This is a genomic window from Diaphorobacter sp. LR2014-1 (genome assembly GCF_002916785.1).
Classification (GTDB): domain Bacteria; phylum Pseudomonadota; class Gammaproteobacteria; order Burkholderiales; family Burkholderiaceae_C; genus Diaphorobacter; species Diaphorobacter nitroreducens.
In genome coordinates this window covers 48,618-66,122 of sequence record NZ_MTBE01000026.1, presented here as the reverse complement: position 1 = coordinate 66,122, position 17,505 = coordinate 48,618, and the positions used below count along the sequence as shown (strand labels likewise).

General features: G+C 64.2%; 16 protein-coding genes. 15 read left to right on the top strand and 1 reads right to left on the bottom strand.

Annotation, left to right across the window (positions count from 1 at the left end; all coding sequences use genetic code 11):
- Positions 1-69: 69 nt before the first annotated feature.
- Complete coding sequence (locus tag BV908_RS16195) at positions 70-1,341, bottom strand: IS256 family transposase (RefSeq protein ID WP_047350851.1); 1,272 nt, start codon at positions 1,339-1,341, stop codon at positions 70-72.
- Between the two features lie 2 nt (positions 1,342-1,343).
- Here BV908_RS16195 and BV908_RS16190 point away from each other — a divergent pair, with 2 nt between their 5' ends.
- From BV908_RS16190 to BV908_RS16120, 15 genes are all read left to right on the top strand, one after another.
- Complete coding sequence (locus tag BV908_RS16190; RefSeq protein ID WP_246867529.1) at positions 1,344-1,580, top strand: TolC family protein; 237 nt, start codon at positions 1,344-1,346, stop codon at positions 1,578-1,580.
- A 26-nt stretch (positions 1,581-1,606) separates the two neighbouring features.
- Positions 1,607-2,386: a glycosyl transferase gene (locus BV908_RS16185; RefSeq protein ID WP_246867528.1), complete on the top strand. Its 780-nt coding sequence runs from the start codon at positions 1,607-1,609 to the stop codon at positions 2,384-2,386.
- Between the two features lie 7 nt (positions 2,387-2,393).
- Positions 2,394-3,524: a glycosyltransferase gene (locus BV908_RS16180; RefSeq protein WP_103738637.1), complete on the top strand. Its 1,131-nt coding sequence runs from the start codon at positions 2,394-2,396 to the stop codon at positions 3,522-3,524.
- A 131-nt stretch (positions 3,525-3,655) separates the two neighbouring features.
- Positions 3,656-4,009 carry an EamA family transporter gene (locus tag BV908_RS16175; protein WP_103738643.1) on the top strand — a complete coding sequence of 118 codons (354 nt, stop codon included), beginning with the start codon at positions 3,656-3,658 and terminating at the stop codon, positions 4,007-4,009.
- Between the two features lie 5 nt (positions 4,010-4,014).
- The gene (locus BV908_RS16170) at positions 4,015-5,022 is read left to right on the top strand and encodes a glycosyltransferase family 2 protein (RefSeq protein WP_103738642.1); all 1,008 of its coding nucleotides are present in this window, start codon (positions 4,015-4,017) and stop codon (positions 5,020-5,022) included.
- The gene (locus BV908_RS16165) at positions 5,015-6,886 is read left to right on the top strand and encodes a hypothetical protein (RefSeq protein WP_146052268.1); all 1,872 of its coding nucleotides are present in this window, start codon (positions 5,015-5,017) and stop codon (positions 6,884-6,886) included. Before BV908_RS16170 ends, BV908_RS16165 begins: the two co-directional genes overlap by 8 nt.
- Before the next feature lie 87 nt (positions 6,887-6,973).
- On the top strand, positions 6,974-7,864 hold the full coding sequence (gene argB, locus BV908_RS16160) for an acetylglutamate kinase (RefSeq protein ID WP_103738635.1): 891 nt from the start codon (positions 6,974-6,976) through the stop codon (positions 7,862-7,864).
- Positions 7,865-8,060: 196 nt separating this feature from the next.
- A complete protein-coding gene (slmA, locus tag BV908_RS16155) occupies positions 8,061-8,705 on the top strand; it encodes a nucleoid occlusion factor SlmA (RefSeq protein WP_011804043.1) in 645 nt (214 codons plus the stop codon).
- Between the two features lie 205 nt (positions 8,706-8,910).
- Entirely contained in the window at positions 8,911-9,576 is a 666-nt protein-coding gene (locus BV908_RS16150; RefSeq protein WP_103738634.1) for a TetR/AcrR family transcriptional regulator, read from the top strand.
- Positions 9,577-9,643: 67 nt separating this feature from the next.
- On the top strand, positions 9,644-11,440 hold the full coding sequence (locus tag BV908_RS16145) for an acyl-CoA dehydrogenase C-terminal domain-containing protein (RefSeq protein ID WP_103738633.1): 1,797 nt from the start codon (positions 9,644-9,646) through the stop codon (positions 11,438-11,440).
- Between the two features lie 52 nt (positions 11,441-11,492).
- Entirely contained in the window at positions 11,493-11,927 is a 435-nt protein-coding gene (locus BV908_RS16140; protein WP_103738632.1) for a DUF2147 domain-containing protein, read from the top strand.
- Positions 11,928-12,027: 100 nt separating this feature from the next.
- Positions 12,028-14,430 carry a 3-hydroxyacyl-CoA dehydrogenase/enoyl-CoA hydratase family protein gene (locus tag BV908_RS16135; RefSeq protein ID WP_103738631.1) on the top strand — a complete coding sequence of 801 codons (2,403 nt, stop codon included), beginning with the start codon at positions 12,028-12,030 and terminating at the stop codon, positions 14,428-14,430.
- A 21-nt stretch (positions 14,431-14,451) separates the two neighbouring features.
- The gene (locus BV908_RS16130) at positions 14,452-15,648 is read left to right on the top strand and encodes an acetyl-CoA C-acyltransferase (protein ID WP_103738630.1); all 1,197 of its coding nucleotides are present in this window, start codon (positions 14,452-14,454) and stop codon (positions 15,646-15,648) included.
- Between the two features lie 80 nt (positions 15,649-15,728).
- A complete protein-coding gene (locus BV908_RS16125) occupies positions 15,729-16,625 on the top strand; it encodes an alpha/beta fold hydrolase (RefSeq protein ID WP_103738629.1) in 897 nt (298 codons plus the stop codon).
- A gap of 25 nt (positions 16,626-16,650) precedes the next feature.
- Positions 16,651-17,493 carry a thioesterase family protein gene (locus tag BV908_RS16120; protein ID WP_103738628.1) on the top strand — a complete coding sequence of 281 codons (843 nt, stop codon included), beginning with the start codon at positions 16,651-16,653 and terminating at the stop codon, positions 17,491-17,493.
- Positions 17,494-17,505: the final 12 nt, after the last annotated feature.

The following is a 17,505-nucleotide window of genomic DNA, read 5'->3' as shown; positions in this document are numbered from 1 at the left end:
GGGAGTGTCAGGATTTCTGTGTGTGAGGCTGTTGAATCCGTCACTCAATCGTGAGGCGGCTTGGTGATCTTACTGGCCCGATCTGGTAAATCGGTCCTCGTAGAGGATCGCAAATTGGTTCATCGCTGATTTCCAGTGGTTGGCCGCCCGCCCCCAGTCCGCGGTGATGTTGCGCAGCGCCAGCCAGATCAGCTTGGTGGCCGCCTCGTCGCTGGGGAAGTGGCCGCGCGTTTTGATGATCTTGCGCAGCCGTGCGTTCACGCTCTCGATGGCGTTGGTGGTGTAGATCACGCGCCGCACCTCGGGCGGGAAGGCGAAGAACGGGATGACCTTGTCCCAGGCCCGGCGCCAGGCGCTGACCACGGTCGGGAACCGCTGCCCCCAGGGGCCGGCCGCAAACGCATCCAACTCGGCCTCGGCCGCCTCGGCGCTCACCGCGGTGTAGATGGGTTTGATGGCTGCGGCCAGCGCCTTGCGGTCTTTCCATGACGCAAAGTCCAGGCCACCCCGGATCAGGTGCACGATGCAGGTCTGCAGCGTCGTCGCCGGGAACACTGCGCCCAGCGCCTCTGGCATGCCCTTGAGGCCGTCGGTGACGGCAATCAGGATGTCCTGCACCCCGCGCGTCTTCAGATCGTTGAAGACCTTCATCCAGAACTTCGCCCCCTCGGTGTTCTCGATCCAGATTCCCAGGATGTCGCGCGAGCCGTCAGGCAGTACGCCCAGCGCCAGGTAGACGGCCTTGGAGCGCACCACCGCATCCTCGCGAATCTTGACCCGCAGCGCATCGAAGAACACCACCGGGTACATCGCCTCCAGCGGCCGTGTCTGCCAGGCCGTGACCTCGCCCATCACCTCATCGGTGACACGGCTGATGAGCTCGGGCGAGACGTCCACCGAGTACATCTCAGCCAGGAAACCCTGGATCTCGCGCACCGTCATGCCGCGTGCGTACATGGCGATGATCTTGTCGTCGAAACCCGTAAAGCGCCGCTCGTGCTTGCCAATGAGCTGCGGCTCGAAGCTGCCTTCGCGATCGCGTGGGACATCGATGCGCAGCGCCCCCACATCGGTCAGTACGGTCTTGGTGCTCTTGCCGTTGCGGTGGTTGGCTGATCCGCCTGTGGGCTTGGCTTGGCCGGGCGCATAGCCTAGGTGATGACTCATCTCGGCGCCCAGCGCCCGCTCAAGAATTGACTTCTTGAACTGATCGAACAGCCCTTGGACTTGGCCCGGCGTCATGGGCCCGGTCACCAACTGGTCAAGCAGCTCGGCCGGGATGTGAAATTGCGGCTGTGCCGCCTGGTCCGCCAAAGCGGTGGGTTTGGTCTTGCGTGGCATTCATGCTCCTTGTCGACATGCTATGCCTCACACACAAAATTTCTGACAAGCTCTTTACGGCGGGGGCGCGCACGACGGTAGATGTGCTCAATGCCGAGCAACAGCTGACGACCACCCTGCGTGACTTGGCGCAGGCGCGTTATGTGTACCTGCTTTCGCGCATCCGTCTGCAGTCGCTGGCAGGGCAAGACCGCTGGGCCAGCATTGACCAGGTGAATGGCTGGTTGGCTTCTCGTTGAACCCCCTCGCAGTCAGCAGGGTGTCTGTGAACGAAGCGCGCGCAAGCTCCAGCGAGCCGCAGACCGGGCTCGTGGTGTCCATCGTGAGTCACGGGCATGGAGTGCTGGTGCAGAGGCTGCTCGGGCAGTTGGCAGAGTGGAGTGCGGGTAGCGTCAGCCGCGTGGTGTTGACCCACAACATCCCCGAACCGACGCCGCAAGCGCCGATCACCGGCTGGCCTTTCCGCATGGAAATAGTCTTTAATGCGGTGCCGCGTGGCTTTGGCGCCAACCATAATCGCGCCCTGCAAGATGCGACCGAGGCTTTTGTCTGCGTGCTCAACCCTGATGTAGAGCTTTTGCCCACGCAGGAGCCATTTACGGCGTTGATGCAGGCGGCTGCTACCGATGGCGTAGGCTGCGCATATCCTATGCAACTGGATGCAGACGGTGGGGAGCAGGACTACGAGCGAGAACTGCCGTCTCCGCGGGCCTTGTGGCGCCGCCGGGTGCTGCGCCAGCCGCAGCGTAAGGTGGATTGGGTAAATGCGGCCTGTATCGTTTTGCCCAAATCTGCCTGGCAGTTGATGGGTGGCTTTGATGAAGCTTATTTCATGTATTGCGAAGATGTGGACTTGTGCTTGAGGCTGCGGCTGGCCGGGCTGCGGTTGCAAAAGACACAGGCGTGCGTTTTGCATGTGGGGCACAGGGCCAGTCGAAAGCAGTGGCGTCATTTGGTGTGGCATGTACGCAGCCTGCTGCGTTTATGGCGCTCGGGCGTTTACCGCCAGACGTGCGGGATAGCAGACGCTGCGCGTCGCAAATAGGGGTTTCATGATCTGGCTCTCGGTAGTGGCATTTGTGGTGACGCTAGTGATAGGGGTTATGGTCGTGCGCTGGGCGCGCGGACGCGGCGTGGTGTACGGCACGCAAATGCCGCAGCGCATTCATGTAGGTGAAGTGCCAAGGCTGGGCGGTGTGGCTTTGCTGGCTGGTTTGTTGGCTAGCTGGGGCGCAGGCGTGGCTAGCAGCCAACTCATGGGTGATCCCTCCTTTCTGAATTTGGACGTGGGGGAGCTGTTGTGGGCAGCCGCGTTGTTGCCCGCCGTCTTGGGGGGGGTGGCCGAAGACCTGACCCAGCGCCTGGCGGTGCGCTATCGCCTCGGGTTGACGTTGCTTTCAGGTGCGCTGGCTACCGCTTTGCTAGGGTTGTCCATTCCGCGGCTGGGACTACCGCAGGTGGATGACTGGCTGGTCATGAGTCCCTGGATCGGGGTGGCGGTGGCACTGTTTGCCGTAACAGGGCTGCCCCACGCCTTCAACATCATCGATGGCTGCAATGGTCTGGCGGGCATGGTGGCCCTGATTACTTGCCTGGCGCTGGCCCATGTGGCGCTGCAGGTGGGGGATCGAGCCTTGGCAGCACTGCTGGTCACTACGGCGGCTGCAACGGCGGGTTTTATGGTCTGGAATTACCCGCGCGGCATGTTGTTTGCGGGAGATGGCGGTGCCTACCTGTGGGGTGTGGTGATCGCTTTCGGCAGCATCTCTCTGGTGCAACGCCATTCCGAGGTGTCTCCCTGGTTTCCGATGCTGCTGTTGATTTACCCGGTGTGGGAGACCGTGTTTTCGATTTACCGCAAGTGGGTGCGCGGCGTGTCGCCAGGCATGGCCGATGCGCTACATCTACACCAGTTGGTATATCGACGCATCGTTTGGGGTGTGTTTCACGATGATGAGTCGCGGCGCATGCTCATGCGCAACAACCGTACGTCGCCCTATCTGTGGGCCTTCACGATGTTGTCTGTAGTGCCAGCGCTGCTGTTTTGGCGCAATTCCTGGTTGCTGATGGTCTGTTGTCTGCTGTTCATTATTTGCTACGTAAGCGCTTATTTCGCCATCGTTCGTTTCAAGGTGCCTGGCTGGTTCCAGGGGACGCGCACTGACGAGCCGCCGAGCCAATGACATCTCAGCCGGTTACAACCCGCCGCATCGCACCTGACCGCAGAGCGATGTTGGAGCTCGGCAAGAGGGGGGAGGCCCCGCGTGATAATGGGTGTAACTAGATAAGCCAAGTTGGAAGGGAGTTGATCGGGATGTCGTTACCTTTGATTTTTCTCACGGTGCTTTGTGTCGCCGGAATTTCGTTGGGACAGTTGCTCTTCAAGAAGGCTGCAATGGCCTTGCCGGCGCAAGCGCACCTGACTGACTGGATTTTTAACGGATGGCTACTGGTGGCGCTGGCCTTGTATGGCCTCACCACCGTGCTGTGGGTCTGGATTTTGCGCAGCGCGCCTTTGCACCTGGCTTATCCATTCATGGGGCTGGCTTTTGTTTTTGTGCCGGCTATCGGTTGGTCTTTTCTGGGCGAACCCCTGCATTGGCAGACGCTGGTAGGTGGAGTCCTCATTTTGGTGGGAGTAACCTTGGCAGCGCAGGTGGCGCCATGAAGGTCATGCGTGTGGCGGTGGCCATCCCTTGCTACAAGGTCACCCGGCATGTTCTGGGTGTAATTGGTGCCATTCCGGATTCGGTCGAGCGCATCTATGCGGTGGACGATGCCTGCCCTGACGGCAGTGGGGAGTTCATCCAGGCGCACTGCACAGACCCCCGAGTGCAGGTGCTGTTTCACGAGAAGAACCAAGGTGTGGGCGGCGCCATTGCAACGGCCTATCGCCAGGCCATTGAGGATGACGTCGATATCGTCGTGAAAATCGATGGGGACGGACAGATGGATCCCCGTCTGCTGCCACTTTTTGTGCATCCGATCATGCGGGGCTTGGCTGACTACACCAAAGGCAATCGCTTTTTCCGGCCTGAATCGGTGAACGGCATGCCCTTTGTTCGTTTGTTTGGCAATGCCGCCCTGTCGTTCCTGACCAAACTCACCTGTGGTTATTGGCGGATCATGGACCCCACCAATGGCTATACCGCGATCCACATCACCGCCTTGCGTGAATTGCCGCTGGAAAAACTGGAAAAACGCTATTTCTTCGAAAGCGACATGCTTTTTCGGCTGAACACCATTCGGGCCGTGGTGCGCGATGTGCCCATGGATAGCGTGTATGCGGACGAGCAATCCGGGTTGCAAGTCAAGCAGGTGCTTCCCGAGTTCATGCGCAAGCATGCGTCGCGGCTGTGGCGCCGTTATGTGTACAACTATCTGGTGCGCGATTTCAACGTGGGAACGCTCTACAGCATTTTCGGCGTGTTTTTATTGCTTGCCGGGTTCATGTTCGGGGCTTGGCACTGGGTCGAAAGTATCTGGCGCAACCAGCCTGCCACCAGTGGCACGGTCATGCTGGGCGCTCTGCCCATCATGGTCGGTATCCAGTTTCTGATCGCTTTTATGCACTACGACGTCAGCAGTGCACCCACTGAACCCTTGAGCCGATTGCTGGGGCGGGTCGGTGAGTCGGATTTGCTGGAAGCGTTACCGGCAACAGGGGGGCCGGATGCCTGAGCAGGTGATAGCGATTTTTTCCGTTCAAAGCGGATATGGAGTTCCTGCCTGGTCAGTGATGATTGCCGCGATGGGTGCCGTTGTGTTGTTCCAGCTCATGGGCTGGACGGTTTGGCGCGCAATTTGGCAGGATGCAGGCAGGGGGCGCGGCTTGCCGCTGCTTCTGGTGTTGTTCTTCCAGCAGGTATTGGGCATGGGTAGCGCCATGCTGTTGCTTCTGGGGCTGGCGCTGGTGGGGGCCTTTCATGTGCCAGGTCTGCTGGTGGCGGGTGTACTAGTCGTTCTGGCGGTCTGGTGGGTGCAGCGCTGGCGGCCGCACCAGGCGTTGGTCCAGGATGCAGCGCCCGGTGGGACGGCTGGCGCGGTCATTGCGCTCTGGGAGTGGGGTGTCCTGCTTTTAGGTGCGATCTTCATTAGCATGGTTGCATGGCGCTTTCCCGGTCACTGGGACGATACCGCCTATCACCTTCCGCTGGCGCGCACCATCGTTGAGCACCATGGGCTGGTGGCCAATGAGTGGCTGCGCTTTCCTTACTTTCCTGCATATGCGCAGCTTTTGTTTGCGGCAGGGCTGCTGCTGGATCCCTCGTTGGCGCAATGGCTGGCCAGTTGGCCGGTGGTGGTGACCTTGCTGGGGCTGATGGGCGCTGGCCGCTGGTTCTTGGGGCATGCTGCCTGGGGCGTGTTGGCGTGGCTGGTTTATGTTTACACGCCTTTGGTGAAGACTATTCTGGGGTTTGCCTACCTGGACATGCTGCTGGCGCTGTATGCCACCGCGGCTGGGTTGGCCGCAGCCGTGTGGGTGCATGCCGATGGGCGCAAAGATCACCGATGGCTTTTGCTCGCGGGGCTGTGTGCAGGCATCGCCAGTGGCATCAAGCTGCAAGGCCTGGTGGTGGCAGCGGCAGTTGGCATGGGGGTGTTGGTTTTTTCTGGGGCTCCCCGTCAAGCCGTGCGCAACCTGGTCTGGTATGGGTTTACTTGTCTGGCCGTGTGTGTGTTCTGGTATGGGCGCAGCTATTGGGTGACGGGTGACCCTATCCATCCTGCCGGTGGCAGTGTGTTTGGTTACTACCTGTGGACGCCGCAGGATCTACAGGCTCAAGTTGCAGAGCAGGCAGTGCACGGAGTCCCCAAGCGGTGGGCGAATTTCCTTGATGGCTTGCTGAAAGTTGAGGCCATTTTCCTGTGCGCAGCTCTTGTAATCCCGGTGTTTGCATGGGGGCGCCGCCGCCCGTGGCTGCTGATTTGGCTGGTAGTCGTTTTATTGGTACTTTTTTGGTTCTGGGTCAGCCAGGTCTCCCGCTACCTGATGCCTGTCCTGCCACTGGGCGCGTTGTTGGCCTTGGCGCCTGTGCGCTACTTGCTGGTTTGGGGCGCTGCGAAACGCCCACCGGTGCGCGGCGCTGGGGCATTGCTGGCCGTCGCTGCATCGGCGCTGATGTTGGTCCATGTGGGGATCACTGGCAGCAAGCAGTGGCAGCAGCCGACGGTGCAGGCGCAACGCGCGGGGCGTAGTGACGTGATTTTGCTGGAGCGTGCGCAGGCGCTGCAGGCACAGCATGGCCACCGAGTTCTAAACTTCGGTTTTGAAAATGCCTTCTTTTTTTACAGCGGTCAGTTGGTAGGAGATTGGTTCGGGCCTGCTTCTTTTTCTCAGGCCATTGTTTGCGACGACAGTTGCCGCATTCGTTCCACTCAAGTGCTGAATTTAATGAATCGCTTCGGGATCCGGATGGTGTTGATCCATGCAGAACGGTTTCCGTTTGACAAGGGCGAGTTTTCTGAGCACCTCGATTTGATTGCTACACACGGTAGCGGATACCTGTACGCATTGAAAGAGTCCGCTCGGCCCCCTTTCTGAGCTATCGTATCAAGCGTTTATCCGGCCCTGTCGCCGCTATTTTTTGATCACACGTACTAACTACGTAATTTCATGGCTTTGCCCCCTATGACCGACCTTCTTTCGATAGCACCCCGCGACAAGGCTGAAATCCTGGCCCAGGCGCTGCCCTATATCCGCAAGTTCCATGGCAAGACCATGGTCATCAAATATGGCGGCAACGCCATGACCGACCCCGAGCTGCAGGCCGATTTTGCCGAGGACGTGGTGCTGCTCAAGCTGGTGGGCATGAACCCGGTGGTGGTGCACGGGGGCGGTCCGCAGATCGAGACGGCGCTCAACCGCCTGGGCAAGAAGGGCCATTTCATCCAGGGCATGCGCGTGACCGACGCCGAGACCATGGAAGTGGTCGAATGGGTGCTGGCCGGCGAGGTGCAGCAAGATATCGTGGGCCTGATCAACCAGGCCGGCGGCAAGGCCGTGGGCCTCACGGGGCGCGATGGCGGCATGATCCGCGCCAAGAAGCTCAAGATGGTGGACAACAAGGACCCGAGCGTCGAGCATGACGTGGGGCAGGTCGGTGACATCGTGGCGATCGACCCGAGCGTAGTCAAGGCGCTGCAGGACGATGCTTTCATTCCCGTCATCAGCCCGATCGGGTTTGGCGAGGAAAACGAAAGCTACAACATCAACGCCGACGTGGTGGCGAGTAAATTAGCTACGGTGCTGCAGGCAGAGAAACTGGTGCTGCTCACCAACACCCCTGGTGTGCTGGACAAGGAAGGCAAGCTGCTCACCGACCTGACCGCGCGCGAAATTGATGCATTGTTCGCTGATGGCACCATCTCCGGCGGCATGCTGCCCAAGATCAGCGGGGCGTTGGATGCGGCAAAGGCTGGCGTGAATGCCGTGCACATCATTGATGGCCGCGTACCGCATTCGATGTTGTTGGAAATTCTGACCGACCAGGCCTACGGCACCATGATCCGGAGTCACTAGGCTCTTTTCGGGCATGGCCCCGGGTGTATTGGAGTCAAAAATGGCTGCAGCGCTTGTTCAGCAAGCGCTAGCAGCTATTTTTTTGGAAGCGGATCCAAGGGTCGCGGCACAGCGAGCAGCCGTCACGACGCTGGAGTCGTGGTGTGCGAGAATCAATTGCACACACTTGTTGCTCTCCCTCCCCAATCCATGCCCCATGACTGAATTCACGCCTGCTACTGACGCGCCAGCCTCCACCGACGACGCGCCCACCGCACGCCGCCGGCCGCGGCCGGGCGAGCGGCGTGAGCAGATCCTGCAGACCCTGGCGGCCATGCTGGAGCAGCCCGGGGCCGAGCGCATCACCACGGCAGCGCTTGCGGCGCGCCTGCAGGTGAGCGAGGCGGCGCTGTACCGCCACTTTGCCAGCAAGGCACAGATGTTCGAGGGGCTCATCGATTTCATCGAGCAGAGCGTCTTTACCCTTGTGCACCAGATCATGGAGCGCGGTGGCGAGTCTGAGGGCGCGCAGCGCGCGGCGCGCATCACGGCCATGGTGCTGCAGTTCGGCGAGCGCAACCCCGGCATGGTGCGCGTGATGGTGGGGGATGCGCTGGTTTTCGAAAACGAGCGCCTGCAGCAGCGCATGAACCTGTTCTTCGACAAGGTGGAGGCCACGCTGCGCCAGTGCCTACGGCCCGTGGCCGACGCGGACGGCTCGGCGACACCCACGGTGCAGACACAGGTGCGGGCGGCCGCACTGTCCGACCTGATCCGCGGCCGCTTGCAGCGCTACGCACGCACAGGCTTTCGCCGCATGCCGACGGAACACCTGGACGCCACTCTGGCACTGTGGCTGTAACGCCGGCGCAGGCAAGCGTGATGGCATGACCACCCGCGAAAGGCGCGGTAACCATTTCGCCCTTGGCACGGTCCCCGCGATGGTGGGGCTCGATAAATCATCCACTTAGGGGTTTACCCCGAAGCGCGTTCTGCGCGCCTGGAAATACTGGCGTTACCTGCGTGTTTTATGCAGAATAGAACGATCGTTCGTTTTATTTTGCTTCATGTCTCTTTCTCCTTCCCCCACCAAGACGGTTCGCGCGCCACGCCGCGAGGGCCGGGCGCTGCACAAGGGGCAACACACCAAGGCCGTCATCATCGATGCCGCCCTGGGCCTGGCCACGCACATCGGCCTGGAGGGGCTGTCCATCGGTGCGCTGGCCGAAGTGACGGGCATGAGCAAGTCAGGCGTGTTCGCGCACTTCGGCTCGCGTGAGGAGCTGCAGATCTCGGTGATCCGCGAGTACCACACGCGATTCGAGCAGGAAGTGTTCTACCCCGCGATGCAGGCCCCTCGCGGCGTGCCGCGCCTGCGCGCGCTGTTTGCCAACTGGATGAAGCGCACCTCCATCGAGATCGATTCCGGCTGCATCTACATCAGCGGCGCGGTGGAGTTCGACGACCGCACGGGCCCGGTGCGCGATGCGCTGGCCAACTCGGTGATGACCTGGCAGGCCGCGATGAGGCGCGCCATCCAGCAGTGCAAGGAATGCGGCGAGATCCGCGACGACGTCAGCGAGGACCAGATGCTGTTCGAGATCCACGGCCTGATCCTGGCGCTGCACTACGAGGCGCGCTTCCTGCACACCCCCGGTTCCATCGACCGGGCCAACACGGGCTTTGACAACATCCTGGCGCGCTACAGCGCGCTGCCTGGCCACCGCGGTTGAGTCCTGCCACCGTCCGTATTTCGGTTTTTCTTCTTTTCCACCCTTCCTTCTTCCCAGGAGTCTCCACATGCCTACTTACACGCCTCCGCTGCGCGACATGCAATTCGTCCTGCATGAAGTCTTCAAGGTCACCGACGAATTCAAGGCCATGCCCGCGCATGCTGAAGTGGATGCCGACACGATCAACGCCGTGCTGGAAGAAGCCGGCAAGTTCGCCGCCGGCGTGGCGTTCCCGCTGAACATCAGCGGCGACACCGAGGGCTGCAAGCTGGACCCGCAGACGCACGAGGTCACGCCGCCGAAGGGCTTCAAGGAGGCCTACCGCCAGTACGTCGAGGGCGGCTGGCCGGCGCTGTCGTGCGACCCCGAGTACGGCGGCCAGGGCCTGCCGCACACGGTGAACCAGTGCCTGTACGAGATGCTCAACAGCGCCAACCAGGCCTGGACCATGTACCCCGGCCTGTCGCACGGCGCCTACGAGGCGCTGCTGGCGCACGGCACCGACGAGCAGAAGAAGACCTACCTGCCCAAGCTGGTCAGCGGCGAGTGGACCGGCACCATGTGCCTGACCGAGCCGCACTGCGGCACCGACCTGGGGCTGCTGCGCACCAAGGCCGAACCGGTGGGCGACGGCACGTACAAGATCACCGGCAACAAGATCTTCATCAGCGCCGGCGAGCACGACTTCACCGAGAACATCGTGCACCTGGTGCTGGCCCGCCTGCCCGACGCACCCAAGGGCAGCAAGGGCATCAGCCTGTTCGTGGTGCCCAAGTTCAAGGTGAACGCCGACGGCAGCATCGGCGAGCGCAACCCCATCTACTGCACGGGCCTAGAGCACAAGATGGGCATCCACGGCAACGCCACGGCGCAGATCGCCATTGACGGCGCCATCGGCACGCTGGTGGGCGAGCCCCACAAGGGCCTGGCCGCGATGTTCGTCATGATGAACGCCGCGCGCCTGGGCGTGGGCAACCAGTCGCTGGGCCTGACCGAAGTGGCCTTCCAGAACGCGCTGGCCTACGCCAAGGACCGCATCCAGATGCGCAGCCTGTCGGGCACCAAGGCCAAGGACAAGGAAGCCGATCCCATCATCGTGCACCCCGACGTGCGCAAGATGCTGCTCACCGCCAAGGCCTACGCCGAGGGCGCGCGCGCGCTGCAGATTTTCTGCACGCTGCTGCTGGACAAGGCGCACAGCCACCCCGACGAGAAGGTGCGCAAGGATTCCGACGAACTGGTGGCGCTGCTGACCCCCATCGTCAAGGCCTTCGTGACCGACAACGGCCACATCGCCACCAACCACTGCATGCAGGTCTTCGGCGGCCATGGCTTCATCAAGGAATGGGGCATGGAGCAGTTCGTGCGCGACAACCGCATCAACATGATCTACGAAGGCACGAACACCGTGCAGTCGCTGGATCTGCTGGGCCGCAAGGTGCTGGGCAACAACGGCGCCACGCTGAAGAAGTTCGGCAAGCTGGTCGGGCAGCTGGTGGCCGAAGAAGGCGTGAACGAGAAGATGGCCGAGTTCATCAACCCCATCGCCTACCTGGGCGACCAGATGACCAAGTTCACCACCGAGATCGGCTTCCGCGGCTTCCAGAACCCCGATGAGGTGGGCGCCGCCGCCGTGGACTACCTGCGGGTGGCCGGCCACCTGGTGTTCGGCTACATGTTCGCCCGCATGGCCCAGGTGGCGCTGCGCGAGATTGCCGCCGGCAACACCGACCCGTTCTACCAGGCCAAGCTGCAGACGGCGCGTTTTTACTTCGCCAAGCTGTTCCCTGAAGTCCACACGCTGATGCGCACCGCCCGCGCCGGCAGCAAGGTGCTCATGGACACCGACGCCGCCCTGGCCTGAGCCAGCGATTGCACGCATTGCCAATTTTGAACGTTTTTGCACTGGAGGCCTTATGAGACAAGCGCTAGCAGCTATTATTTTTGCAGCAATCGCGGCCCCTGCATGGGCCCAGATGTCCCCCGTGGGCCTGTGGCGCAGCGTGGACGACAAGACGGGCGAGGCCAAGGCCGAGATCCGTATCGCCGAAGCCGGTGGCGTGCTGACCGGCCGCATCGAGAAGTCCCTCAAAAAGGACGCCGACCCTGCCGCCACCTGCACCGAGTGCAAGGACGACCGCAAGGGCAAGGCGATCGCGGGGCTGGAGATCATCCGCGGCGTCAAGAAGGCCGATGACCGCGAGGTCTGGGAGGGCGGCAAGATCCTCGACCCCGAAAACGGCAAGGAATACCGCGCCAGCCTGACCCCCATCGAGGGCGGCAAGCGGCTGGAGGTGCGCGGCTTCCTGGGCCCGTTCTGGCGCACCCAGACCTGGCAGCGCGTGCAGTAAGCAAAGCAGTGAGCGCCACGGCGCCGCAGCCGGCCCGCCCGCGTGGCGCGGGGCCTGGCGCGCGGCCCCGTGCGCATCCCACCATCCAAGGAACAAGCAAATGTCCCGATTCCAAGTGAAGAAAGTCGCCGTGCTCGGCGCGGGCGTGATGGGCGCGCAGATCGCGGCCCACCTCGTCAATGTGAAGGTGCCGGTGGTGCTGTTCGATCTCCCCGCCAAGGAAGGTCCGAAGAACGGCATCGTCACCAAGGCCGTGGAGAACCTCAAGAAGCTCAAGCCCTCGCCCCTGGGTGTGGCGGACGACGCCGCGCTGATCCAGCAGGCGAACTACGAGGAGAACATGGCGCTGCTGGGCGAGTGCGACCTCATCATCGAGGCCATCGCCGAGCGCATGGACTGGAAGCTCGATCTGTACAAGAAGATCGCGCCGCACGTCGCACCGCACGCCATCGTGGCGTCCAACACCTCGGGCCTGTCGATCACCCAGCTGTCCGAGGCGCTGCCCGACGCCATCAAGCCGCGCTTTTGCGGCATCCACTTCTTCAACCCGCCGCGCTACATGGTGCTGGTGGAGCTGATCAACACCCCCACCACCCGTCCCGAGGTGCTCGACCAGCTCGAAGCCTTCGTGACCAGCGGCCTGGGCAAGGGCGTGGTGCGCGCGCACGACACCCCCAACTTCATCGCCAACCGCGTGGGCATCGCCGGCATGCTCTCCACGATGAAGGAGGTGGAGAACTTCGGCCTGACCTTCGACGTGGTGGACGATCTCACCGGCAAGAAGCTGGGCCGTGCCTCCAGCGGCACCTTCCGCACCGCCGACGTGGTGGGCCTGGACACCATGGCCCACGTCATCAAGACGCTGCAGGACAACCTGAGCCTCGAGACCGACCCGTTCTACGACAGCTTCGGCACGCCCGCAGTCCTGCAAAAGCTGATCGAGCTGGGCCACCTGGGCCAGAAGACCAAGGCGGGCTTCTACAAGAAGGTGGGCCGCGACATCCTGCGCTTCGAGCTGGAGAGCGAGGAATATGTGCCCGCCGGCGCCAAGGCCGACGAGGTGTACGGCCGCATGCTCAAGAAGCCCGCCGCCGAGCGCCTGAAGCTGCTGCGCAACTCGCAAGGCGCGCAGGGCCGGTTCCTGTGGGCCATCCTGCGCAACAGCTTCCACTACGCTGCGGTGCATCTGGCCACGATTGCCGACACCGCGCGCGATGTGGACCAGGCCATGCGCTGGGGCTTCGGCATGAGCCAGGGGCCGTTCGAGCTGTGGCAGGAGGCGGGCTGGCTGGAGGTGGCCAGGATGGTCCAGGAGGACATTGACGCGGGCAAGGCACTGTCCAAGGCGCCGCTGCCCGAGTGGGTGTTCAAGGGCCCGGTGGCGGATGCCGGCGGCGTGCACACGGCGCAGGGTTCGTGGAGCGCGCGCCAAGGCAAGTTCGTGCCGCGCCGCCAGTTGCCGGTGTACGAGCGCCAGTACTTCCCCGAGAAACTGCTGGGCGAGGACAACCTGCCCGACTGGCGCAAGGCCGGCACCACCATCAGCGAGACCGATGCGCTGCGCACCTGGACGCTCGATGGCAAGGTATTGATCGCCTCCATCCAGAGCAAGATGCACGCGATCAGCCCCGACGTGATGGAAGGCCTGATGGAGGCCGTGGACCTGGCCGAGCGCGAGTACGACGGCATGGTCATCTGGTCGGGCGACGCGCCGTTCAGCGTGGGCGCCGACCTGCAGGCCACCATGCCTGCCTACGTGGTGGCCGGCATTGCCGCCATCGAGGGCGTGGAGCATGAGCTGCAGAACCTGATGCTGCGCCTGCGCTACGCCCAGGTGCCGGTGGTCTCGGCCATCCATGGCATGGCGCTGGGCGGCGGCTGCGAGCTGGCCGTGCACAGCGCACGCCGCGTGGCCCACATGGAAAGCTACATCGGCCTGGTGGAAGTGGGCGTGGGCCTGGTGCCCGGCGCCGGCGGCCTGACCTACATCGCCCGCCGCGCGGCCGAGAACGCCGCCGCCAGCACCGGCAAGGACCTTTTGCCCTTCCTGACCGAAGGCTTCACCGCCGCGGCCATGGCCAAGGTAGGCACCAGCGCCCTTGAGTCGAAGAAGCTCGGCTACCTGCTCGACAGCGACCTCATCGTGCCGCACAAGGACGAGGTGCTGTTCGTCGCCATCAACGAAGCCAAGGCCATGGCCGCCGGCGGCTGGCGCGCGCCGCACAAGCGCCTGTTCCCCGTGGCGGGGCGCAGCGGCATCGCCACCATCCGCGGCTCGCTGGTGAACATGCGCGACGGCGGCTTCATCAGCGAGCATGACCAGCACATCGCCACGCTGATCGCCGAAGTGGTGTGCGGCGGCGACGTGGACGCCGGCACGCTGGTGAGCGAGGAATACCTGATGGCGCTGGAGCGCAAGGCGTTCTGCGCCCTGATCGAGCACCCCAAGACCCAGGAGCGCATCCTGGGCATGCTCAACACTGGCAAGCCGGTGCGTAACTGAGGCCGCCCGAGGAGAGAAACCATGAAACAGATCCAAGACGCCTACATCGTTGCCGCCACGCGCACGCCCATCGGCCGTTCGCACAAGGGCTTTTTCCGCAACTACCGCCCGGACGACCTGCTGGCCACCACGCTCAAGAGCGCGCTGGCCCAGGTGCCGGGGCTGGACCCCGCCTCGATCGAGGACATCATCTGCGGCTGCGCCATCCCCGAGGCGCAGCAGGGCCTGAACGTGGCGCGCATCGGCGCCGTGCTGGCGGGCCTGCCCACCAGCGTGGGCGGCATCACGGTGAACCGCTTCTGCGCTTCGGGCCTGTCGGCCGTGGCCATGGCGGCCGACCGCATCCGCGTGGGCGAGGCCGAGGTGATGATCGCCGCCGGCGTGGAGAGCATGAGCATGGTGCCCATGATGGGCAACGCGCCCAGCCTGTCGCCCAGCATCTTCGAGCGTGACGGCGACGTGGGCATCGCCTACGGCATGGGCCTCACCGCCGAGAAGGTGGCCCAGCAGTGGAAGGTGAGCCGCGAGGCGCAGGACGGCTTCGCGCTGGAGTCGCACCGCCGCGCCATCGCCGCGCAGCGGGCCGGCGAGTTTGCCGACGAGATCACGCCCATCGAGGTGACCGACCGCACGGCCCACCTGGAGACGGGCGAAGTCATTGCCAGCACCCGCACCGTGAGCCTGGACGAGGGCGCCCGCCCCGACACCAGCCTGGAAGGCCTGGCCAAGCTGCGCACCGTGTTTGCCGCGCGCGGCACGGTCACGGCCGGCAACAGCTCGCAGACCAGCGACGGCGCCGGCGCGCTGATCCTGGCCAGCGAATCCGCCGTCAAGCGCTTCGGCCTCACGCCGCTGGCGCGCTTCGTCAGCTTCGCCAGCAAGGGCGTGCCGCCGTCCATCATGGGCATCGGCCCGATCGAGGCCATTCCCGCCGCGCTGCGCTATGCCGGTCTGAAGCAGGACGACATCGGCTGGTACGAGCTCAACGAAGCCTTCGCCGCCCAGTCGCTGGCCGTCATCAACACGCTGGGGCTGGACACGGCCAAGGTCAACCCCATGGGCGGCGCCATCGCGCTGGGCCACCCGCTGGGTGCGACGGGCGCCATCCGCTCGGCCACCGTGGTGCATGCGCTGCGCCGCAAGCAGCTCAAGTACGGCATGGTCACCATGTGCGTGGGCATGGGCCAGGGCGCGGCGGGTATCTTCGAGCGCGTGTAAGTAAGCGCCGCTGCCGCGCGGCAGCGCGCGGGGATTGCAGCCGAGCCGGCGCAGACCGGCCGCCTTCATGGAGACAAGCCATGCAGAGTGAAACCCTGATGGTCGATGGCGCAGTGCCGCTGGCGCTGCGCGTGTACGTGCCGCGGCCCGGCCCCGCGCGCGCCAGCGTCGTCATTGGCGGTGCCATGGGCGTGCGCCAGGCCTTCTATGGGCCGTTCGCCGCCTGGCTGGCGCAGCAGGGCCTGCGGGTCACCACCTTCGACTACCGGGGGCAGGGCGAGTCGCTGAACGGTGGCATGCGCGAGGTGCGGGCCAACCTGTTCGACTGGGCGCGCGACTACGACGCGGTGATCGCCCATGCAGCCCAGGCGCTGCCTGGCCAGCCGCTGCTGCTGCTGGGGCACAGCCTGGGCGCGCAGCTGCCCGGGCTGCTGCGCGAGCATGCGCGCGTGAGCGGCCTGCTGAGCGTCGCCGCGGGCAGCGGCTACTGGCGCGACAACGCACCCCGCATCCGCCGCGCCATGCCCGCGTTCTGGCATGTGCTGGTGCCGTTGTCGGTGCGGCTGTGCGGCTACTTCCCCGGGCGGCGCCTGCGCGCCGTGGGCGACCTGCCCGCCGGCGTGATGCTGCAGTGGCGCCGCTGGTGCCTGCACCCGCGCTACAGCGTGGGGGCGGAGGGAGAATCCGCCCAGCGCAGCTACGCGGCGGTGCGCTTTCCGGTACACGCCTGGTCCATGCAGGACGATGAGCTCATGACCTGGCGCGGCACGCAAAGCCTGTTGGCGCTGTATGCGAACGCGCCGTGCAGCGTGGAGCGCATCGCGCCGCACGAGGCGCAGGCGCGGCGCATCGGGCACTTTGGATTTTTCCGCGAACAGTTCCGCGACACGCTGTGGCCCCGCGCCTTGCAGCAGCTGGAGGCGTTGGCCCAGGCGCAGCCGCAGGGCACCGCAGGTGCCACCGCCACCGCAGGCTGAGCCGAATCACGGCACACTCGCACCCATGACTACGCACCACAGCATTCATCCCCTGGACGCGGCGCTGGCGCTCTCGTCCAGCCATTCCGAAGGGGCCGGGCAGTACACCGGCCACACCTCGCCGGCTTACTGGAACATGGTCGGGCCGTTTGGCGGCATCACCGCGGCCACGCTGCTGCAGGCCGTGATGCAGCACCCCGACCGCCTGGGCGAGCCCCTGTCGCTCACGGTGAACTACGCGGGCGCGCTGGCCGAGGGGCCGTTCACGCTGCAGGCCACACCGGTGCGCACCAACCGCTCCACCCAGCACTGGACGCTGTCGATCCTGCAGGCGGGGGCGGACGGAGCGCCCGTGGTCACCACCACGGCCACCGTGGTCACGGCCGCGCGGCGCGAGACTTGGGGCGCCGCCGACACGCCCATGCCGCAGGTCCCCGCGCCGGCGCAGTGCAAACCCGCGCAACCGGCGTTCCGCTCGGAATGGCTGCAGCGCTACGAGATGCGCCCGTTGACCGGCGCGCTGCCCGAACAGTGGGACGACAGCGGCGACACCAGCCTGTCGCAGCTGTGGATGCGCGACGCACCCGCGCGGGCGCTGGACTTTTGCGCGCTGGCGGCGCTGGCTGATGTGTTCTTCCCTCGCGTGTGGCTGCGCCGCGCGCGCCAGGTGCCCGCGGGCACCGTGTCCATCACCGTGTACTTCCATGCGGGCGCGGACCTGCTGGCGCAGACCGGCACGGGCTACCTGCTGGGCCAGGCGCGCGCGCAGGAGTTTCGCAACGGCTTTTTCGACCAGACCGTGCAGCTGTGGAATGAGGCCGGCGCCATGCTGGCCACCAGCCACCAGATCGTTTATTACAAGGAATGACCCCCGGAGCAA